A 21,526-nucleotide genomic window follows, 5' to 3' on the forward strand; every position below is an offset into this window, starting at 1 on the left:
TGCCCCGAGTCGGATTCGAACCGACGCTGTATGGGTTTTGAATCCATCGCCTCTGCCGCTGGGCTACCGGGGCCCCTTCGAAACGAAGGATACCGAGGACCCTCCGTGCGTCAAACATACCGCAACTAGGTAGGCTCTTGGGAGCTGCACCCCTGTCTGACGAGGAGCCCCGTGACCACCCCCGAGTCGCCCCAGCCCGAAGACGCCGTCGACGACGACACGTCGCACGTCCCGCCGCTGACGACCCGCGTCGTCATCGCCGAGGACGAGGCCCTCATCCGCCTCGACCTCAAGGAGATGCTGGAGGAGGAGGGCTACTCCGTCGTCGGGGAGGCGGGCGACGGGCAGCGGGCCGTCGAGCTGGCCCGTGAGCACCGGCCGGACCTCGTCATCCTCGATGTGAAGATGCCGGTCCTCGACGGGATCTCGGCCGCCGAGAAGATCGCCGAGGAGTCCATCGCGCCGGTCCTGATGCTCACCGCGTTCTCCCAGCGCGACCTGGTCGAACGGGCCCGCGACGCGGGGGCGATGGCGTATCTGGTGAAGCCGTTCAGCAAGAGCGACGTGGTGCCCGCCATCGAGATGGCGGTGTCGCGGTTCGCGGAGCTGAAGGCGCTGGAGAGCGAGATCGCCGACCTCTCGCAGCGGTTGGAGACCCGCAAGCTGGTGGACCGGGCCAAGAGCATCCTCCAGACCGACTACGGGCTCTCCGAGCCGGCCGCCTTCCGGTGGATCCAGAAGACGTCGATGGACCGCCGGATGTCGATGCAGCAGCTCGCCGAGGCGTTGATCGCGGACGCCGAGGAGAAGAAGAAGCCGGCCGAGTAGCCCCGCGGGCGGCCGGAGCGCACGAGAGGCCCGCACCCCGGACGACCGGGGTGCGGGCCTCTGGCGTACGGGCCGGAGGGTCAGTCCTCGCCGAGGTACGCCTTGCGGACCGACTCGTCGTGTAGCAGGTCCTCGCCGCGCCCGGAGAGGACGATCCTGCCGACCTCCATGACGTGGCCCCGGTCCGCGAGGGACAGGGCGGCCTGGGCGTTCTGCTCGACCAGCAGGATCGTGGTGCCCGCCGCCTTCAGCTCGACGATGGTCTCCATGATCTTCTGCATCATGATCGGGGAGAGGCCCATGGAGGGCTCGTCGAGCATGAGCAGCTTCGGCCGGGACATCAGGGCGCGCCCCATGGCGAGCATCTGCTGCTCACCGCCCGACAGGGTGCCCGCCGCCTGCTTCCGGCGCTCCCCGAGGATGGGGAAGAGGTCGTAGGCGCGTTGGACGTCCTGCTCGATGCCCGCCTTGTCGGTGCGGAGGAACGCTCCGAGCTGGAGGTTCTCCGTGATGGTGAGGCGGGGGAAGATGTGGCGGCCCTCGGGGGAGTGGGCGAGTCCCAGCGCCACGATCTTGTGCGCGGGGACGCTGCCCAGGGGCTTCCCGTCGAAGGTGATGCGGCCGCCCGAGGGCTTGAGGAGCCCGGAGAGCGTCCGCAGCGTGGTGGTCTTGCCGGCGCCGTTCGTCCCGATGAGGGTGACGACCTGGCCGGCCTCCACGCTGAAGGAGATGCCCTTGACGGCTTCGATCTTGCCGTAGGCGACACGGAGGTCCTCGACCTCCAGCAGGGCGGTCACTGGGCTTCCCCTTCCGTACGGGTGGTGCTCTGCGCCTCCGCGGCCTCGACCTCGGCGACCTCGTCCCCTCCGGGGGCGCCCTCGAACGGCGTCCCGAGGTAGGCGGCGACGACGCGCTCGTCGGCCTGGACGACGCCCGGCGTGCCCTCGACGAGCTTCTCGCCCTGGACGAGGCAGGCGACGCGGTCGCACAGGTTGAAGATGAAGCGCATGTCGTGCTCGATGACGAGCACGGCGACGCCCATGTCGCGGATGGCGAAGATGAGCTCTTCGGTGACGCGGGTCTCCTGGGGGTTCATGCCCGCGGTGGGCTCGTCCAGGAGGAGGAGGCCGGGATCGCTGGCCAGGGCGCGGGCGATCTCCAGCTTGCGCTGGTCCCCGTAGGGGAGGTTGCGCGCGAGGTGGTCGGCCTTGTCCTGGAGGCCGATGAACTCCAGCAGCTCCATGGCGCGCGCGTGGGACGCCGCCTCGGCCTTCCGGAAGCCGGGCCCGCGCAGGAGGGCGGACCACAGGCCCTCCTTGGTCCGGGTGTGGCGTCCGACGAGGACGTTCTCCAGGACGGTCATGTTGGCGAACAGCCGGATGTTCTGGAAGGTCCGGGCGATGCCCGCCTGGGTGACGAGGTGGGGCTTGGGCGGCAGGACCGTGCCCTTGTAGCGGACCGTGCCCTCGGTGGGGACGTACAGGCCGGTGAGGCAGTTGAAGAAGGTGGTCTTGCCGGCGCCGTTGGGGCCGATGAGTCCGACGATCTCGCCCGCCGAGACGGTGAGGTCGACGCCGCGCACGGCGGTCAGCCCGCCGAACCGCATGGTGACGCCGCTCGCGTCGAGCACCGGGGCGGTGGTCTCGGTCGTGGTGGTGGTCATGGTGGTCACGCCCCCGCCTTCGTGGTGCCGGAGGTGGAGCCGGCCAGGGTCTCCTCCGGCGCGTCGGACCGGTCGTTCTCGTGGAACTCCAGCTTGGCCCGCCGGTTGGCGATGAGGCCCTCGGGACGGAAGCGCATGAGCAGGATGAGCGCGAGGCCGAAGCCGAGGAGCTGGTAGTCCTGGAGGAACTGGAGCTTCGCCGGGATCATGTAGAGGAGCGTGGCGCCGATGAGGGGCCCGCTGATGGTCCCCATCCCGCCGAGGATGACGGCGGCGAGGAGGAAGGCGGAGTTGGGCGGCACGGGCCCGGCGAACACGTACATCTCGGGGACGACGGTGCTCTGGACGTGGGCCTGCACGGTGCCGGCGATCCCGGCGAGCGTGGCGCCGAGGGCGAAGGCGATCAGCTTGACCCGGAAGCCGTTGATGCCCATGGCGGTGGCGGCGGTCTCGTCCTCGCGGATGGCGACCCAGGCGCGGCCGATGCGCGAGCTGCCGGCCCGGCTGAAGACGAGGACCACGAGGACCATCGCGAGCAGCATGAGCAGGTAGTAGTTGGCGTACGAGCCCAGCTCGAAGCCGAGGACCGTGTGCGACTCGCCGAAGTCGTACCCGAAGAAGTCGAGGTCCGGGATGTTCGGCACGCCGTTGGGGCCGTTGGTGATCTGCGGTCCGGAGACGCCGTCGAGGTTGCCGACGGCGATGCGGAAGATCTCGCCGAAGCCGAGGGTCACGATGGCCAGGTAGTCGCCGCGCAGGCGCAGCGTCGGCGCCCCGATGACCACGCCGAAGATCAGCGAGACGGCGGCGCCGGTCAGCACGGAGGCCCAGAAGGGGAACTGGACGTCGAAGGCGGACGCGGTGGTGCCCGAGACGAGGGCGGCCGTGTAGGCGCCGACGCCGAGGAAGGCGACGTAACCGAGGTCCAGGAGGCCCGCCAGGCCGACGACGATGTTCAGCCCGAGCGCCACGGTCGCGAAGATGAGGATGTTGACCGCGATGAGGGTGAACTGGTCGGTGTCCTGGGTGAAGGGGAAGGCCGCCGCGGCGACGAAGGCCGCGGCCACGGCGATGGAGCGGTACTTGGCGGTCAGCGCCGAGAGCCGGGCCGTGAGACCGGCCTGGGCGAGCGCGGTCATCCCGAAGCCGCAGATGATCAGGTAGCCGACGAACAGCTCCGGGTACTCGGTGTCGATGCCGTAGGTGACGACGAGGAGACCGACGCCGAACGCGGCGACGATGATCAGGATCTCGACCCAGGAGGGGAGCGCTATGGGGCGCTCGGTCTTCGCGGGGTCGGAGCTGAGCCGCAGGAGGGCCGGCGGCTTCCACTGGTGCGTCGGGGGTTCGGCGCGCCGGTCCAGCGGCAGCCCCAGGGCCGCGACCACGGTGAGGAGGGAGACGGCCATCGCGGCGAACCCGCCGGGCTCCAGGTTCGCGAAGCCGCGCAGCTCGACGGCGATCGCGACGGTGGTGAACCAGGTGGTGGCGAAGGTGCCCAGGGCGAGCAGGAAGGCCGCGTTGTCGCTCCGGGCCGGGTTGAGCCACCCCAGGCCGCGGACGCCGTAGCCGGCCACGGCGAAGAGGAGGGTCAGCGCCGCGCCGACCAGGGTGAGGACCTGGAGGCCGCCGGGGTAGCCGGTGACGGTCAGGTCGCCGGGGAACGCCGACGTCCAGGTCCAGGCGAGGAAGGTGGAGCCGAGGGTCAGCGCGGCTCCGGCGGCGGTGCCGGCGCGGGCCGCCGCCGAGGGCAGGGCGAGGACGGGCGCCGTCTCGTGGGTGCTGGTGGTCATCGGTATCACGCCCGATCCGTGACGCGCTCGCCGAGCAGGCCCTGCGGCCTGACGAGGAGGACGACGATGAGGAGGGCGAAGGCCCAGACGTTGGCCCAGGCGCCGCCGCCGAGCTGCTGCATTCCGGGGATCTCCTCGATGTACGCGATCGAGAGGGCTTCGGCGAGGCCGAGGGCGACGCCGCCGACCATGGCTCCGTAGATGTTGCCGATGCCGCCGAGGACGGCGGCGGTGAAGGCCTTGAGCCCGAGGACGAAGCCCATCTCGAAGTTGATCTGGCCCTTGTCGACGCCGTACGCGACCGCGGCGACCGCGGCGAACGCCGCCCCGATGGCGAAGGCCATCACGATGATGCGGTCGGTGTTGATGCCCATGAGCTTGGCGGTGTCCGGGTCCTGGGCGGTCGCCTGCATGGCCCGGCCGCTGCGGCTCTTGCTGACGAAGAGGCCGAGCGCGAGCATACAGAGCGGGGCGAGGACGAGGACGAACGCGTCGGCGCGCTGGAGGTAGAGGTTGTCGAGCAGCTTGAACGATTCGCCGGGGAACTCGGGGAAGCTCCGGGGCTTCTTCGCGTCGGGGTAGAAGCCCCAGACGAGCTGCTGGAGCACGATCGAGAGGCCGATCGCGGTGATGAGCGGGGCGAGGCGCGGGGCGCCGCGCAGGGGCCGGTAGGCGAACCGCTCCGCGGCCGTGGCCACGGCGACGGAGGCGATGGCGCCACCGATGATCATCAGCGGGATGGCCAGCAGGAGCGTGGTCCCGCTGGGGAGCATGATGTAGGTGGTCAGGGCGCCGAAGCCCCCGATCATGAAGATCTCGCCGTGGGCGAAGTTGATGAGCTGGACGATGCCGTACACCATGGTGTACCCGATGGCTATGAGGCCATAGAGGGCGCCGAGGGCGAGGCCGTTGGCCAGCTGTTGCGGCAGTTCGTGCACCGCAGAGCCTCCGATGAGCTTGTCGGATATGACTCCGCGCGAGGGCGCTGTTTGCGCCCTCGCGCGGTGTGGGTCAGGTGGGTCCGGGGGCCGTGGGCCGACCGGTCAGTCCTCGAACGTGGCGCTCTTGACGTCCTTCCAGGCGCCCTTCTGGACCTGGTAGACGGTGAGCTGCTTGTTGGTGGTGTCACCGAACTCGTCGAAGGAGACCTTGCCGGTCACCCCGTCGAAGGAGACCTTGGACAGGGCCTCGACGACCTTGGCGCGGGCGTCCGAGGGGAGCTTGCCGTCGTTGTCGGCGACGACGGCCTTGACGGCCTGGACGATGGCCCACCCGGCGTCGAAGGAGTAGCCGCCGTAGGCCGCGTACGGGTCCTTGTAGCCGGCGGCCTTGTAGTCCACGATGAACTTCTTGGCGGTCGGCAGGGCCTCGACCGGGTAGCCGATGGAGGTGGCGAAGTCGCCGTCGTTGGCCTCGCCGGAGGCGCTGATGAAGGCGGGGTCGTAGATGCCGTCGCCGCCCATGGTGGGGATCTTGGCGCCGGTCTTCTTGATCTGGTCGGAGAGCAGGCCGCCCTCGGGGTACTGGCCGCCGTAGTAGACCGAGTCGGCGCCGGAGGCCTTGACCTTGTCGGCGGTGCTGGAGAAGTCGGTCTCCTTCACCGTGACGTGGTCGGTGCCGACGACCTTGCCGCCGAGGCGCTGGAACTCCGCGGAGAAGATCGCGGCGAGGCCGGCGCCGTAGGTCTGCTTGTCGTCGACGACGTAGACCTTCTTCTTCTTGGCGTCGTTGAAGAGGTACTGGGCGGCGAACTTGCCCTGGACCACGTCGGTGGCGCAGGTGCGGAAGTAGGTCGTGAAGGGGCGCTTGGCGTCGCCCTTGGCCCAGTCGTCGCCCTGGCTGAGCGACGGGTTGGTGTTGGCGGGGGAGACCTGGGCGAGGTCGGCCTTCTCGAAGACGCCCTGCATGGACTGGGCGACGCCCGAGTTCAGCGGGCCGACGGCGCCGAGGACGGCCGAGTTGCCGACGAGCTTGGTGGCGTTGGCCTGCCCGGAGGCGGGGACGGCCTGGTCGTCGAGGGCCTCGACCTTGAACTCGATGCCGGGGACCTCGTTGTTCTTGTTCGCGGTCTTGGCCGCGAGGTCCACGGAGTTCTTGATGCCCTGGCCGAGCGCGGAGAGCGATCCGGTCAGGGGCGCGTCGACACCGATGACGACGGTGGTCTTGCCGCCGCTGTCGCCGCCGCCCTTGCTGCCTTCGTCCCGCGATCCGCAGGCGGTGAGCGTCAGCGCTCCGGTGGTGAGCACTGCGGTGAGTATGAGCGAAGAACGGTGTCGCACGAAAGGTCCTTTCCCTGGCGCGGCCTCCTCGGCTTGAGGTGCCGTGTCGCTCGCCGGGCCGTACTGGGTCGTGCAGGGGGCCGTGCAGCAGACGCGCCCGGCGGCGCGGTGACTGGCCGTGACTCTAAGGGCAGCCGACGGAGTCCGGGATGGGTCGGCGGCGGATGTGACTCTCTTGTTATGCCCTTGAGCAGGACTTGAGGTTCCGGTGCGCGCATGTGTGGGTTTGGCCGGGACTGCGTCATGACCACATTGTGAGAACTCGCAGCTCTGCTAAGGGGCTTGAGCGATCATGGTGCTGACGCGAGGGCGCTCCGGCCGGGGGCGCGACGAAGCGCTCCCGTGGCCTGGGGCCGGGGAGCGTGGCCGGATTCCCTACCGTCCGCCTGTTACGCAGCGTGACGACGATGGGAGCCCTCAGGGGGCCGGCGGTGCCGCTGTGGCTGTTGAGTGGCTCACGGAACAAGCCATGCGGTCAAGGGGGTTGACCGAGTGTGTCGGTCAACGGCCGTGCCCTCGGGAGGGAATGGTGCGGCCCGACCGGTACGCGCGGTGCGCGTACCGGTCGGGCCGAGGGGGGCGGGGCCGGGCGGAGGTCAGTCCGCCTCGGGCCGGGGGGCGTTGCGGATCATGCAGGTGAGGCGCGCGGTGCAGACCCGCTTGTCCCGCTCGTCCGTGATGACGATCTCGTACGTGGCGGCGGTGCGGCCCAGGTACACCGGGGTGGCGACGCCGGTCACCAGGCCGCTGCGGACGCCCCGGTGGTGGGTGCAGTTGAGGTCGACGCCCACGGCGAGCCTCGTGGGGCCGCCGTGCAGCATGGAGCCGACCGAGCCCAGGGTCTCGGCGAGAACGGCGGAGGCGCCGCCGTGCAGGAGGCCGTAGGGCTGGGTGTTGCCCTCGACGGGCATGGTGCCGACCACGCGCTCGGCCGAGGCCTCGACGATGGTCACGCCCATGCGCTCTCCGAGGTGGCCGGCGGAGAAGAGGGCTGGGAGGTCGACGCCGAGTGCGGCGTACTCGGCGATGACGTCCTTCGGGAAGGTGGGTGCGGTGGGCTCGCCCATGGGACCGGCTCCGATCGTCTGCGCTGGATCACTGCTGTGTGACCCGTTCCTATCAGACCGCTGAGCGCACGCTTAGGGGATGGCCCGCATCGGCGGCCCGCGCGGGGAGGCGGCCGCGCCGCGTCAGCTTGTTCTTTATCTACCAAGATCTTCCGGGCTTGCCGATGGCCTTGAGGGTCTGGGGGCGTTTGACGGTCTTGGGGCCTTGACCCCGAATCCTGAACACGGGTTATGCGGCTTGTGCCAGCGTAGTTGGTGTGCGGTGGAGGGCGTTCTCGAAGGCGATCGGTGATCGTTGTCCGAGGTGGGAGTGTCGGCGTCGGGTGTTGTAGCGGTGGAGCCATCGGAAGGCGTCGAGTCGGGCCTCGCGCTCGGTCGGCCAGCTCTTTCGTACTTGCAGGGTTTCGCGTTCGAAGGTCGCGTTGAAGGACTCGGCGAGTGCGTTGTCCGCGCTGGACCCGACCGCGCTCATGCTCCGTCGGACCCCTGCTGACCTGCAAGATTCGGCGAAATCCCTGCTCGTGTACTGAGCTCCGTGATCGGTGTGCATGATCGATCCGGCGAGACTGCCGCGGGTTCGGACCGCTGCCGCCAGGACATCGGTAACGAGGTCCGCGCGCATGTGGCCGGCGATCGCCCACCCGGCCAGACGGCGTGATGCGAGGTCGATCACGGTCACGAGGCAGCAGAACTTCCCGCCGCCGATGGTCAGGTAGGTGATGTCGCCGACGTACCTCGTGTTCGGGCGTTCGGCGGTGAAGTCGCGGCCGATCAGGTCCGGTGCCTTGGCCGCGGCCGGGTCGGGGACGGTGGTGCGGTGTCGGCGGCGCAACCGGACCCCTTCGATCCCCGACTCCCGCATGATCCTGGCGACGCGCTTGTGGTTGACCGCGACACCGTTCTCCTCGCGGAGCTCGGCGGTGATCCTCGGGGCTCCGTAGGTGCCGTCCGATTCCTGGTGCACCGCCCGTAGCGGGCGGTCAGACGGGCGTCGGCCACCTGCCGGGCGGCCCGGTCCGCAGCCGTCCGGCGCCAGTAGTAGAAGCTCGAGCGGCTGACGCCGAGGATGCTGCAGAGCCGCTTCACGCCGTGACGGCGCTGGAGGTCGGCGACACACTGGAAGCGGTGCACCAGCGCGTCTCCCCGGCGAAATACTTCGCCGCTTTCCGAAGGATCTCCCGTTCCTCCTCCAGCTCACGGACCTTCTTCCGCAAGGCGGCGTTCTCCGCTTCCAGCGGTGCCGGCGGCAGGGCTGGTTCCTGTGTCCGCCGTCCTCGGGGACGGCACACCCGAGCTGCCCTTACCCAGTTCCGCAGCGTCTCCGGGTTGATCCCCAGATCGGCTGCGACCGACCTGATCGTCGCATCCGGACGCGACTCGTACAGCGCGACCGCGTCCGCCTTGAACTCCGGCGGGTAGTTCTTCATGACCACGAGATATCCGTTCTCAGATCCGCAGGATCCAGTGTCTCGTGTGTCCAACATCCGGGGTCAGGGCCCTTCGAGGTTATCCCTTCACCTGACCAGCTCAGAGTAAAGACGGATAGGACTCTTTTACTCCCAGGCTACGGCCTTGTAGGTGACCTTGCCGTCAGCTCCTTCCTTGACGACGAGGCGCAGGAGGCGGCCGTCGAGGTCAGCGAACTCTGGCGACTGGCTCTCCACGGCCATGTAGCCCTTCCAGACAAGCTCCGTGACGCCTTCCGCTCCGTAGCCGGCTCCGCCGGCGCGCCACGTGGCGGTGCCGGAGCCGTCGATCGAGGTGAAGATCCCGTGCGCGGTTCCGGAAACCGCGTTCGTGCCGATATTCTCCGCCTCGCAGGTGATCAGAACTCGGACTCGGCGGCCTGCAAGGGTGCCAGTTCCTGAGTAGTAGGTTTCGAACCTAGCGTGGCTGCCGTTGGGCGGCAGAACTTTTGTCGCGGTGATCACTCCTGTGCATTTCGCAATTACATTTCCAGATTCGCCGGCCATTTCGTTCCTCTCGGTTTAAGCTCCGGAAATTCGAGAGCTTTGCAGTTGAAGGGCCCATTTCTTGTACCTGCGGGATCCCTTGAGTCGATACCCATAGTAGATATATGATCACCTGGTAACAATATGCCGATTTAGCCAGCGGGTATTCCTCGATGCATTCAAGTCACGGCACTTAAACTCACACCAGCCGCTGTAGAAACTCTCGGCTCGTGTGACTCTCGCACAACCACACCCCTCCCGGAGGTTTACTCCCGCCAGTCGTGCAACGGGGCGTTGGCACTGTAAACGTCCAATTCCCTCCCGTGTATACGATCCCGATTGCTCCACACTCCCCCTCAGTAGCAGAGGAAACGTCTGTTTACTGTTTCGAATGACAGAATTGTCTTGTTTGGCTTCACCTTACTGGTTAAATTGACATTTACCTTCGCGGGCTTGGCTTTCTCATTCTGAGCGCCAGGCGATCTCGATGGTGTGGATGGCGGCGGCGATTCGGCTGATGCGGTTGGTGCTGCAGCGGGCTTTGCGGAGGATCTGCCACCGTTTCAGGCGGGTGAAGGCCCCTCTCGCCCGGTGCCCGGAGCCGGGCGTGGTCCTTGCTGAACTGTTTGTGGCGTTCGGGCAGGTCACGGCCGTAGTAGGGGGTGCGGAAGGTGGCGTTCGCCCCGCGGTAGGCCTTGTCGGCCAGGACCAGGATCTGTTGAGACAGGCAGGCTTGCACGACGCCGTGGGCGCGGGCGGCTGTCAGGTCGTGGGTTCTGCTGGGCAGTGCGCGGGAGAACCGCAGGGGTGTTCCGTTCGCAGTGGCGATGACCTGCACGTTCATGCCGTGGCGCTTGTGCTTGGCCGAGTAGTACGGCTGATCTGCACGGATGCGATCGGTGGGGACGAGGGTCCCGTCCACGACGACGAAGTCGAGCGGATCGACCGCGGCGAGGGCGGTGTGCAGGTCGGGGGCGTGGCCGGCGAGCGCATCGAGGGTCTCGGTGACGTACCGGCCGGCGGTCGCGGTCGAGACCCCGAAGCCGGCACCGAGCTGGGTGCGATCTCTCGAGTTGGTGTCGGTGGTGGTGAGCGTCGGTCGCGCTGGTCCGGGGATGGGCGTTGCGGGGCTGGTCAGTGGGTTTTCACGGGTGGGCAGGCGCTGTCATGGGATGAGAGGATGATGGGTGGGATCGCTGTTGTGGCGCTTCATCTCATGGCAGCTGATGTTGTCTCAGGTTCGAAAGTTCTTATGCGCTGAGGTTGGTCCGGCCGATGTGATCATGGGGTGGATCAAGATGTAAGGGCCGGTCGTGGGTCTGTGCTGCCCAGGGGGTTGGTGGTGCGTCGTCTGCTGGAGCGGCAGCAGGCGGGGAGCTGGCCACGCGGCATGTGCGTGCGGTCGCTGAGACGGTGGGTGTTTCGGAGCGTACGGTGTGGCGCTGGCTGGAGCAGGCGAAGGCGACCGGGCAGATGGAAGCCGGGGTCCGGCAGGGGTATGCGGTGTCGGACGAGGTGTGGGCACTGCTGGGCGAGGCCGGAGGGAACGTCGCTGAGCTGAGACGCCGGCTGGCGGGGCCTCGGTGCCTTCGGCGTCGACGCTGCACCGGGTGATCCGCAGAGACCGGCGGGCAGGGCGGGCTTTGCTGGTTGAGCGGGAACCCGTGGTGGCTGGGCCAAGCGGGCCGGATCCGCTCAGCGAGCTGGGCTTGAACGTCGTGGCCGGCCAAGGCGCCGGCGGGCAGGTCTTCCTGCGGGAGCAGAAACATCTGGCACAGGTCCCGGTCCTGCGTCCCGGGCGCGCAGGTGGTGCATACGCCCGCTGTGCGGTCGGTGTTGCGGACGGTCGCGCACGCGGCCGCGGTGGGGGCGGTGGTGTGCTTGTACGGCGATGCTGGCCAGCTTGTTCTTTTTCTTCCGGCCTCGAACGGTGTCTCGAACTGAGTCGCTCACCTGGAGATTCGTCGGACGTGGGAGCGGGTTTCGTCTGATCATGTGCTCCGCCCAAGGTGCACTGACCAAGACGAAGGCCGTGAGGGTGAGTCTGCTGCTTGATGCCGTACGGAGGGAAGCGTCACGCTTCCGGGGCGAGTTCTATGAGTGTCTGACCGCCCGGCGCGATGAGTTGTTCGAGCTGGCGGACGCGGTGCTGTGTGCCGACGGTGCGGTGAAGTCCCCGGTGGACCTGACGCTGTTGCCCGAACACCGTCGTGGGCACGGAGCGATGTACGGCGGCCTGAACCACGGCCGGATCGACACCGATCGGCTGCGGACGGTGCTGGCCGGGCTGTCGCTGCCGCGTTTCGACGGCGGACGCCTGGTCCTTGCCGTCGATGTCTCACCGTGGCTTCGCTCGGACGCGCCATGCTCGGCGGAACGGCTCTTCTGCCACGTCTACGGCCGGGCGAAGACGGCGTCACAGTTCATCCCGGGCTGGCCGTATTCCTTCGTGGCCGTGCTGGAGCCGGGCGCCACGTCTTGGACCGCGATCCTGGACGCGGTCCGGCTCGGCCCTGTCGACGATGCGACTGCGGTCACCGCCGCCCAACTGCGGGGAGTCGTCGAGCGGCTCATCGCCGCAGGGCAGTGGCAGACCGGGGACCCGCACATCGTGATCGTCAGCGATGCCGGCTACGACGTCACCCGCCTGTCCTGGGTCCTGCGTGACCTGCCCATCGAGCTGGTCGGCCGGATCCGCTCCGACCGTGTCATGCGCCTGCCGAAGCCGCCCCGCCGGCCGGGGATGAACGGCCGGCCACCCAAGCACGGCCCGGAGTTCCGCTTCACCAAGCCGGAGAACTGGCCCGAGCCCGCGATCACCGACACCACCAACTACGGCAAGGCCGAAACACGGGCATGGGACCGGGTCCACCCCCGGCTGACCCACCGCTCCTCATGGCTGGACCACGACGGCGAACTCCCCTTGGTCGAGGGCACGTTGATCCGGTTGAGGGTCGAGTATCTGTCGAGGGACCGGGACGCTCGGCCGGTGTGGTTGTGGTCCTCGAAGACTGGTGCCACTCCGGACGATGTGGACCGTTTCTGGCAGGCGTTTCTCCGCCGCTTCGATCTGGAGCACACCTTCCGCTTCGCGAAGCAGACCCTCGGCTGGACCACCCCGAAACTCCGTACTCCCGAGGCGGCGGACCGCTGGACCTGGATCCTGATCGTCGCTCACACCCAGCTCCGGCTCGCCTGCCCTCTCGCCGTGGACCTCCGCCGACCCTGGGAGAAGCCCACCGCCTCCGGCCGGCTCACCCCCGCCCGGGCCCGCCGGGGGTTCAGGAACATCCGCGCTCACCTCGTCTGCCCGGCCCGTGTTCCCAAACCCTGCGGTGCCGGCCCCGGACGACCACCCGGCGCCAAGAACCGACACCGGGCACCCCGCTACGACGTCGGCAAGATCGCCAAACGCCCCCAGACCCTCAAGGCCATCGGCAAGCCCGGAAGATCTTGGTAGATAAAGAACAAGGTCAGCGGGTGTTCTCGAAGCGCACGATGAGGGACTTGCCGGCGGGGGTGTTGCTGACGTCCGCCGTGGCGTCCAACGGGACCAGGACGTTGGTCTCCGGGTAGTAGGCGGCCGCGCACCCCCTGGCGGTGGGGTAGTGGACGACGCGGAAGCCGTCCGCGCGGCGGTCGACGCCGTCCCTCCACTCGCTGACGAGGTCGGTGTACGCGCCGTCGGCGAGGCCGAGGGCGGCCGCGTCCTCGGGGTTCACCAGGACGACGCGGCGGCCGCCCCTGATCCCCCGGTAGCGGTCGTCCAGGCCGTAGATGGTGGTGTTGTACTGGTCGTGGGAGCGCAGCGTCTGCAACAGGAGCCGGCCCTCGGGCAGTTCGGGGAACTCGACGGGCGCGGCCGTGAAGTTGGCCCGGCCCGTGGCGGTGGGGAAGCGCCGTTCGTCGCGCGGGGCGTGGGGGAGCGCGAAGCCGCCCGGCTCGGCGATGCGGGCGTTGAAGTCCTCGAAGCCGGGGACCACGCGCGCGATGCGGTCGCGGATCGCGGCGTAGTCCCGCTCGAAGGCCTCCCACTCCGTACGGGAGGCGGGGCCGAGGACGGCGCGTGCGAGGCGGGCGACGATGGCCGGCTCGGAGAGCAGATGGGGGCTCGCGGGGGCGAGGTTGCCGCGGGAGGCGTGCACCAGGCCCATGGAGTCCTCGACGGTCACGAACTGCTTGCCGCCCGCCTGGACGTCCTTGTCGGTGCGGCCCAGCGTCGGCAGGATCAGCGCACGGGCCCCGGTGACGGCGTGCGAGCGGTTGAGCTTGGTCGAGACGTGGACGGTCAGGCGGGCGCGGCGCACGGCCGCCTCGGTCACCGCCGTGTCGGGCGTGGCCGCGACGAAGTTGCCGCCCATCGCGAAGAAGACCTTCGCCTCGCCGTCGCGCAGCGCCTGGATGGAGCGCACCACGTCGTAGCCGTGGTGGCGCGGCGAGGCGATGCCGAACTCCCGGTCGAGGGCGTCGAGGAAGGCCGGGGCGGGCCGCTCGAAGATGCCCATGGTGCGGTCGCCCTGGACGTTGGAGTGGCCGCGCACCGGGCAGACCCCGGCGCCGGGCCGGCCGATGTTCCCGCGCAGCAGGAGGAAGTTGACGACCTCGCGGATCGTGGGCACGGCGTGCTTGTGCTGGGTGAGCCCCATGGCCCAGCAGACGATGGTGCGCTCGGAGGCCAGGACCATCGCGAGGGCCTGCTCGATCTCGGCGCGCGTGAGCCCGGTGGCGGCGAGCGTGGTCTCCCAGTCCGCGGCTTCGGCGGCGCGGGCGAACTCCTCGAACCCGTGGGTGTGTTCGGCGACGAAGGCGGTGTCCACCGCGCCCTCGGCGGCCAGGATCAGCTTGTTGAGCAGCCGGAAGAGGGCCTGGTCGCCGCCGAGGCGGATCTGGAGGAAGAGGTCGTTGAGCGCGGTGCCCCTGACCATGCCGTGCGCGGTCTGGGGGTTCTTGAAGCGCTCCAGACCTGCCTCGGGCAACGGGTTCACCGAGATGATCCTCGCCCCGGCCGACTTCGCCCGCTCCAGCGCGGAGAGCATCCGCGGGTGGTTCGTGCCCGGATTCTGCCCGGCGACGATGATCAGGTCGGCCTGGTGGACGTCCTCCAGTGAGACGCTGCCCTTGCCGACGCCGATGGTCTCCACGAGCGCCGAGCCGGACGACTCGTGGCACATGTTGGAGCAGTCCGGCAGGTTGTTGGTGCCGAACTCGCGGGCGAAGAGCTGGAGCAGGAACGCGGCCTCGTTGCTCGTACGGCCGGAGGTGTAGAAGACGGCCTCGTCCGGGGAGGCCAGGGCGGTCAGCTCCTCGGCGATGATCGCGAACGCCCGCTCCCAGCTCACCGCCTCGTACCGGTCGCCCCCCTCGGGGAGGTGCACCGGCTGGGTGATCCGGCCCTGCTGGCCCAGCCAGTACCCGCTGCGCTCCGCGAGGTCGGCCAGCGGGTGCGCGGCGAAGAACGCGGGGGTGACCCGGCGCAGCGTCGCCTCCTCGGCGACGGCCTTCGCCCCGTTCTCGCAGAACTCGGCGATGTGCCGCTTCTCGCCCTCGGGCCAGGCGCAGCCGGGGCAGTCGAACCCGTCCTTCTGGTTGACCTTGAGAAGGGTCCGCGCGGTGCGGCCCACGCCCATCTGCCGCTGGGCGACGCGCAGCGAGTGGACGACGGCGGGCAGCCCCGCGGCGGCGTGCGCGGCCGCCCCGACCCGCGGGGCGTCCTGGACCGGGTCCCCGGTCGGAGGCTTGGTGGCCATGGTCCTGCTCTCCTTCGAGCGCTGCTTCCCCGGTCGCTTCCCTCGGCGCCGATCCTGCCACGCACCGCCGCCGCCGTACCCCGCCGGGACCGCCCCGCACGCGGGGCGCCGCCGCACGGACCGCGCCGGTCCGGATTGTCAGCGGTCCGTGGCAGGATCGGGGACGTGGCTGAGACGGCATCGAAGAAGACGGCAGACAACCGACCGCGCCTGCTCCTCATGGACGGGCACTCCCTGGCGTACCGGGCGTTCTTCGCCCTGCCCGCGGAGAATTTCACGACCGGCGCGGGCCAGCCGACGAACGCCGTGTACGGCTTCATGTCGATGCTGGCGAACACGCTGCGCGACGAGGCGCCCACGCATTTCGCCGTGGCGTTCGACGTGTCCCGCAAGACCTGGCGCGCGCAGGAGTTCCCGGAGTACAAGGCGAACCGCTCCAAGACCCCCGACGAGTTCAAGGGCCAGGTCGAGCTGATCGGCGAGCTGCTGGACGCGATGCACGCGGACCGGTTCGCGGTGGACGGGTTCGAGGCGGACGACGTCATCGCCACGCTGGCGACGCAGGCCGAGGTGGCCGGCTTCGAGGTGCTGATCGTCACGGGCGACCGGGACTCCTTCCAGTTGATCACGGAGAACGTGACCGTCCTCTACCCGACCAAGGGCGTCTCCGAGCTGACCCGGTTCACCCCGGAGAAGGTCGTGGAGAAGTACGGGCTCACGCCCCAGCAGTACCCGGACTTCGCGGCGCTGCGCGGCGACCCGTCGGACAACCTGCCGGGCATCCCCGGAGTCGGCGAGAAGACGGCCGCGAAGTGGATCAACCAGTTCGGCTCGTTCGCCGAGCTGGTCGAGCGGGCCGACGAGGTCAAGGGGAAGGCCGGGCAGAACCTCCGCGATCACCTGGAGTCGGTGAGGATGAACCGCGTGCTGACCGAGATGGTCCGCGACGTGGAGCTGCCGAAGACCCCCGCCGAGCTGGCCCGCGCCCCCTACGACCGGACCGCCGTCACCGGCGTCCTGGACGTCCTGGAGATCCGCAACCCGAGCCTGCGGGAGCGGCTGCTGGCCGTCGATCCGGGGGCGGCGGAGGCCGAGGCGCCCGCGCCCGCGGCCGGCATCGAGCTGGACGGCGTCGTGCTCGGGTCCGGGGAGGTCGCCCCGTGGCTGGCGGAGCACGGCGCGCAGCCGCTCGGCGTCATGACGGTGGACACCTGGTCGCTGGGGAGCGGCACGGTCACCGAGGTCGCGCTCGCCGCCGCCGACGGCGCCGCCGCCTGGCTGGACCCGACCGAGCTGGACGAGGCCGACGAGCAGGCGTTCGCCGCCTGGGCCGCGGACCCGCGGCGGCCGAAGGTCCTGCACAACGCCAAGAACGTGATGCGGGTCTTCCCCGAGATGGGCTGGCGGCTCGCGGGCGTCACGATGGACACCGGGCTCGCCGCGTATCTCGTGAAGCCGGGCCGCCGCTCCTTCGCCCTGGACGCGCTGGCGGTGGAGTACCTGGGCCGGGAGCTGGCCCCGGCCGCCGCCTCGGACGGGCAGTTGGCCTTCGGCGCGGACGACCGCGCCGAGGCGGACGCCCTGATGGCGCAGGCCCGCGCCGTGCTCGACCTGGGCGAGGCGTTCACGGTCCGCCTGAAGGAGGTGGGCGCGGCGGAGCTGCTGCACGACATGGAGCTGCCGACCTCGATCCTCCTGGCCCGCCTGGAGCGGCACGGGATCGCCGCGGACCGGGCCCACCTGGAGGGCATGGAGGAGCAGTTCGCCGGGACCGTCCAGCAGGCGGTCAAGGAGGCGCACGCCGCGGTGGGCCGCGAGTTCAACCTCGGTTCGCCCAAGCAGCTCCAGGAGATCCTCTTCGGCGAGCTGGGCCTGCCGAAGACGAAGAAGACCAAGACGGGCTACACCACGGACGCGGACGCGCTGGCCTGGCTGGCCGCGCAGACCGAGCACGAGCTGCCGGTCCTGATGCTGCGCCACCGGGAGCAGGCCAAGCTGCGGGTCACCGTCGAGGGGCTGATCAAGACGATCGCGGCCGACGGCCGCATCCACACCACGTTCAACCAGACGGTGGCGGCGACCGGCCGGCTCTCCTCCACCGACCCCAACCTGCAGAACATCCCCGTCCGCACCGACGAGGGGCGGGCGATCCGCCGGGGCTTCGTCGTCGGCGAGGGCTTCGAGACGCTGATGACGGCGGACTACAGCCAGATCGAGCTGCGGGTGATGGCGCACCTCTCCGAGGACGCCGGGCTCATCGAGGCGTTCGCCTCCGGCGAGGACCTGCACACCACGGTCGCCTCGCAGGTCTTCGGCGTCGACAAGACGGCCGTGGACGCGGAGATGCGCCGCAAGATCAAGGCCATGTCCTACGGCCTGGCCTACGGCCTGTCGGCGTTCGGCCTCTCCCAGCAGTTGAACATCGACCCCGCCGAGGCGCGGGTGCTGATGGACACCTACTTCGAGCGGTTCGGCGGTGTACGGGACTACCTCCACCGGGTCGTCGAGGAGGCCAGGGCCACCGGGTACACCGAGACGATCCTCGGCCGCCGCCGCTACCTCCCCGACCTCAACAGCGACAACCGCCAGCGCCGCGAGGCCGCCGAGCGGATGGCGCTCAACGCCCCGATCCAGGGCACGGCCGCGGACATCGTGAAGGTGGCGATGCTGCGGGTGGACCGGGCGCTGACGGAGGCGGAGCTGACGTCGCGGATGCTGCTCCAGGTCCACGACGAGATCGTCCTGGAGATCGCGCCGGGCGAGCGCGAGCGGGTGGAGGAGATCGTGCGCCACGAGATGGCCCACGCGGTCGAGCTGCGCGCGCCGCTGGACGTCTCCGTCGGCGTCGGCGCCGACTGGGAGTCGGCCGCACACTGAGCCGCGTGGAGCGCAGGACGGGCCCGGAGCCGCGACCGCGCTTCCGGGCCCGCCGTACGCCGCTCACGCCGGGACCGGGAGCCCGTCGCACGGAGGCGGGCCCGGCCTCGCGCAGCGCCCCGGAGCCGACGGCCCGCGCACCCCCGATGCTCCCCGACTCCCGGAGCCACGGCGTGCGCAGCCGCCCGGCCTCAGGCCCTGGAGCCCGCAGCCCCGCCTTTCCCGCCGCGCCTTGCCTCAGCGCTTGGAGCCCGCAGTCCCATGGCACCCCGACTCCCGGAGCCACGGCGTGCGCAGCCGCCCGGCTGCAGCGCCTGGAGCCCGCAGCCCCGCCTTTCCCGCCGCGCCTTCGCGCTGGAGCCCCGCAGCGCCCGGCCCGCCCGGTCTCCGCAGCACGGATCCCGTAGCCCCGGAGTCCCGCAGCGCCCCGCGCCCCGGTCGCGGTCCGGTTCGTCCCGCTTCCGGTTACTCCCGGCCTGCCGGCGCCTCCGCCCGGACGCCGTCCCGTACGGGCGGCCGCCCCGGACCCGCCCCGCGCCGCCCGCGCGCCAGCCGCATCCACACCCCGTACAGGGCCAGTCCGGCCGCCAACCCGGCGCCCGCGCCGAAGCAGATGGTCGGGATGATGTCGAGCGGGTGGGAGACGCGCCCGAAGTGGGCGTACCACCGGGCGCACCGGTGGACGACGCCGATCAGCACGCACAGCCCGAGCAGGCCGAACGCGCCCCACCGCTCCCCGCGTCCGAGCACCGGGACCGCCTCCGGGAGCGGCGCCGCCCCGATCCGCCGCAGCCCGGTGGCGACGAACCAGCCGATGACGACGAGGGCCAGCGCCGAGCTGCCGTACTGGGCCAACTGGAAGCCCTGGAAGCCGCCCACGCTCCGGCTGAGCGCCGGCACCAGCTCCGTCCCCCACCGGCTGTGGTGGGTGAAGGCGTCCCACACCACGTGCGTGGCCGCGCCGAGCGCGGCCGAGACGGCGAACCACAGCCAGGCGGACGGCCCGAACGAGCCGCGCGTCCACCGCCGGCCCCGTACGAAGGCGTGCACGCGGCCCCGCGCCGCGATCGGCAGCAGCGCCGTCAGCGGCTCGCGCAGCAGCGCCCACACCGCCGTCAGCACCGCCGCGATCAGCACGTCGACGGTGACCACGCCCAGGAAGGTGTGGGTGAAGGAGCCGAACTCCATCGCCCCCGGCACCACCGTGTCCGCGAAATAGGTGATGTCGGGCGCGAACGAACCGGCGACGAGCGCCGAGGGGATCAGCGGCGTGCGCGCGGTCCCGTCCCGGCGGACCGCCGGGAGCACGGCGGCGGCATGACTGAGCGTGAACGGCATGGCGGCAAGTATGCGCGAACGGCTCAGACCGTTCGGGCACTCTTTGGTGGCCGGGCGGACAACAGGCGCACGGGAACGTGAAAAAACAGTAAGAAGCGGTCAAGGCTCGGTGCTCCGGCGTCAGACGGTGCCGTAGGGTCGCTGACGTCGTTGCGCTGGGGAGCGCGATCAGCCTTCGAGGGGGAGGGAACGAACCGTATGGCAGCGCACATTCGCCGACGTCTGCGCAAGGGGGCCACGACCACCGCGGTGGCGGCGGCCGCCGTGGCGGCGCTGGCGGCCTCGCAGGCGCCCGCGGCACCACTGGCCGAGACGTCCGCCGGCGGCGGCGACCAGCAGGCGGCCGGCGAGGACTCCGGCGGCGAGCAGGACGGCGCCGCCACCGGCAACTCGCCGTACTACACCGACCTCCCGCCCCTGGTCACGCCCGGCAAGCCCGGTTCCTCCAGCAACCTGCCGGCGACCGGCGGTTCGCACGAGGGCATTCCGGCCTCGGTCCTCGCCGCGTACCAGCAGGCCGAGCGGACCGTCGCGGGCACCGACCCCGCCTGCCGGCTGCCCTGGCAACTCCTCGCGGCGATCGGCAAGGTGGAGTCCGGCCAGGCCCGCGGCGGACGCGTCGACGCGAAGGGCACCACGTTCTCCCCGATCCTCGGCCCGGCCCTCAACGGCCAGGGCTTCGCCCTGATCAAGGACACCGACGGCGGGGCGTACGACGGGGACGCGGTCCACGACCGCGCGGTCGGCCCGATGCAGTTCATCCCCTCGACCTGGGCCTCCTGGGGCCAGGACGCGAACGGCGACGGCCGCAAGGACCCCAACAACATCCACGACGCCGCGCTCGCCGCGGGCCGCTACCTCTGCGCGAACGACCGCGACCTGGCGGTCGCCGCCGACCTCGACCGGGCCGTGCTGAGCTACAACCGGTCGACGGAGTACCTGCGCACCGTCCGCTCCTGGCTCTCGTTCTACCAGCGCGGGACGCACGCGGTGCCCGACGGCGCCGGAGCCCTGCCGACCGCCCCGAGCACCCCGCTCCCGTCCGGCCCGTCGCCGCGCCCGAACCCTCCCTCGACCTCCGCCCCCGCGGAGCCGAAGCCCAAGCCGTCCCCGTCGCGGCCGGGCGAGAAGCCGTCCCCCGGCCCCTCCCGGCCCGGCGGCTCCCCGAGCCCCACGCCGACGCCCCCCGCCCCGAAGCCGACGCCGCCCGCCCCGAAGCCGGCCGAGACCTTCGGCTCCCTGGAGAACGCGGGCACCGGACCGCTGCGGGCCACCGCGGGCGAGGCGTTCGACGAGCGGATCACCGTCCTCGCCCGCAACGCCCTCGGCGCGCCGCTCGCCAAGGTCGCCGTCACCTTCACGGTCGCCGGCGACACCGGGGCCGGCTTCGCCGGCGGCAGGAAGACCGCCACGGTCACCACCGGGGCGGACGGCACCGCCACCGCGCCCGTGCTCCGGGCGGGCGAGAAGACCGGCCCGTTCACGGTGAACGCCGTCGCGGGCACGGTCAGGCCGCGCACCCTGGTCTACACGGCGACCGTCACCGCCCGCCAGGCCGACACGATCGTCCGGACCGACGCCAAGGCGCTCGTCGCCGCACCCGGCGCGCGGTTCGCCGACCGCGTCGCCGTCCGGGCCGCGTACAAGGGCGCCGCCGCCGGCGGGGTGGCCGTCACCGCCACGATGGTCGCCGACGACGGCACGCCCGTGCGGAGCGACGAGGGCCCGTACTTCAAGGACGCCGCGGGCAAGCCCGTGCGCAGCCTGACGGACCTGGCGACGGACGCCGACGGCCTGCTCCTCCTCCCGGAGATCTACGCCGGCGGGACCGAGGGCGCCTACCGGCTCCTCCTCACCGCCGAGGGCGGGGCCGAGACCGTCATCGAGCTGACGGTCCGGACCCCGGCGCTGGTGGAGATCGAGCTCCCCAAGGTCTGACCCGCCCGCTCACCGACGGCCCCCGCACCCACCCGGTGCGGGGG

At 70.6% G+C, this 21,526-nt stretch carries 14 protein-coding genes, 1 tRNA gene and 2 pseudogenes; 5 read left to right on the forward strand and 12 right to left on the reverse strand.

The genetic code is table 11. The features are described from left to right. Positions 1-73, reverse strand: a tRNA-Leu gene (locus ACZ6EJ_RS06260). A 98-nt stretch (positions 74-171) separates the two neighbouring features. On the opposite strand from ACZ6EJ_RS06260, the gene ACZ6EJ_RS06265 reads away from it, so the two are divergent. Beyond that, positions 172-828, forward strand: a complete 657-nt coding sequence (locus ACZ6EJ_RS06265; RefSeq protein WP_469264965.1) for an ANTAR domain-containing response regulator — start codon at positions 172-174, stop codon at positions 826-828. 80 nt (positions 829-908) lie between these two features. Here the strand turns inward: ACZ6EJ_RS06265 and ACZ6EJ_RS06270 are convergent, their stop codons facing one another. The 9 genes and pseudogenes from ACZ6EJ_RS06270 to ACZ6EJ_RS06310 form a co-directional block, all read right to left on the reverse strand. Next, positions 909-1,625, reverse strand: coding sequence for an ABC transporter ATP-binding protein (locus tag ACZ6EJ_RS06270; protein WP_469264966.1), 717 nt, complete (start codon positions 1,623-1,625; stop codon positions 909-911). Next, entirely contained in the window at positions 1,622-2,491 is an 870-nt protein-coding gene (locus ACZ6EJ_RS06275) for an ABC transporter ATP-binding protein (protein WP_469265006.1), read from the reverse strand. The genes ACZ6EJ_RS06270 and ACZ6EJ_RS06275 overlap by 4 nt, the downstream gene beginning before the upstream one ends. 5 nt (positions 2,492-2,496) lie before the next feature. Next, positions 2,497-4,284, reverse strand: coding sequence for a branched-chain amino acid ABC transporter permease (locus ACZ6EJ_RS06280; RefSeq protein WP_469264967.1), 1,788 nt, complete (start codon positions 4,282-4,284; stop codon positions 2,497-2,499). A gap of 5 nt (positions 4,285-4,289) precedes the next feature. Next, a complete protein-coding gene (locus ACZ6EJ_RS06285; protein WP_469264968.1) occupies positions 4,290-5,222 on the reverse strand; it encodes a branched-chain amino acid ABC transporter permease in 933 nt (310 codons plus the stop codon). 105 nt (positions 5,223-5,327) lie between these two features. Further along, entirely contained in the window at positions 5,328-6,563 is a 1,236-nt protein-coding gene (locus ACZ6EJ_RS06290; RefSeq protein WP_469264969.1) for a branched-chain amino acid ABC transporter substrate-binding protein, read from the reverse strand. Positions 6,564-7,159: 596 nt separating this feature from the next. Continuing rightward, positions 7,160-7,630, reverse strand: coding sequence for a hotdog fold thioesterase (locus ACZ6EJ_RS06295; RefSeq protein ID WP_469264970.1), 471 nt, complete (start codon positions 7,628-7,630; stop codon positions 7,160-7,162). A 229-nt stretch (positions 7,631-7,859) separates the two neighbouring features. Beyond that, a pseudogene (locus ACZ6EJ_RS06300) lies at positions 7,860-9,063 on the reverse strand (IS3 family transposase). Between the two features lie 120 nt (positions 9,064-9,183). Continuing rightward, positions 9,184-9,603: a hypothetical protein gene (locus tag ACZ6EJ_RS06305; protein ID WP_469264971.1), complete on the reverse strand. Its 420-nt coding sequence runs from the start codon at positions 9,601-9,603 to the stop codon at positions 9,184-9,186. A 441-nt stretch (positions 9,604-10,044) separates the two neighbouring features. Further along, a pseudogene (locus tag ACZ6EJ_RS06310) lies at positions 10,045-10,642 on the reverse strand (transposase family protein); the annotation flags it as partial. Positions 10,643-10,974: 332 nt separating this feature from the next. Between ACZ6EJ_RS06310 and ACZ6EJ_RS06315 the strand changes: the two are divergent. Both ACZ6EJ_RS06315 and ACZ6EJ_RS06320 read left to right on the forward strand, forming a co-directional pair. Next, positions 10,975-11,196: a helix-turn-helix domain-containing protein gene (locus ACZ6EJ_RS06315; protein WP_469264972.1), complete on the forward strand. Its 222-nt coding sequence runs from the start codon at positions 10,975-10,977 to the stop codon at positions 11,194-11,196. Between the two features lie 424 nt (positions 11,197-11,620). Then, a complete protein-coding gene (locus ACZ6EJ_RS06320) occupies positions 11,621-13,042 on the forward strand; it encodes an NF041680 family putative transposase (RefSeq protein WP_469265007.1) in 1,422 nt (473 codons plus the stop codon). A gap of 13 nt (positions 13,043-13,055) precedes the next feature. Here the strand turns inward: ACZ6EJ_RS06320 and ACZ6EJ_RS06325 are convergent, their stop codons facing one another. Further along, entirely contained in the window at positions 13,056-15,329 is a 2,274-nt protein-coding gene (locus tag ACZ6EJ_RS06325; protein ID WP_469264973.1) for an FdhF/YdeP family oxidoreductase, read from the reverse strand. Positions 15,330-15,494: 165 nt separating this feature from the next. Between ACZ6EJ_RS06325 and polA the strand changes: the two genes are divergently transcribed. Then, positions 15,495-18,206 (forward strand): DNA polymerase I, encoded by a 2,712-nt coding sequence (gene polA / locus ACZ6EJ_RS06330; RefSeq protein WP_469264974.1) that lies wholly within the window; start codon positions 15,495-15,497, stop codon positions 18,204-18,206. Positions 18,207-18,671: 465 nt separating this feature from the next. Here polA and ACZ6EJ_RS06335 read toward each other — a convergent pair whose 3' ends face one another. After that, positions 18,672-19,544, reverse strand: coding sequence for a DUF4184 family protein (locus tag ACZ6EJ_RS06335; protein ID WP_469264975.1), 873 nt, complete (start codon positions 19,542-19,544; stop codon positions 18,672-18,674). Between the two features lie 198 nt (positions 19,545-19,742). Here ACZ6EJ_RS06335 and ACZ6EJ_RS06340 point away from each other — a divergent pair, with 198 nt between their 5' ends. After that, positions 19,743-21,482, forward strand: coding sequence for a lytic transglycosylase domain-containing protein (locus ACZ6EJ_RS06340; protein ID WP_469264976.1), 1,740 nt, complete (start codon positions 19,743-19,745; stop codon positions 21,480-21,482). The last annotated feature ends 44 nt before the right edge of the window (positions 21,483-21,526 follow it).

The sequence above is a fragment of the Streptomyces sp. NPDC041970 genome (assembly GCF_055588985.1).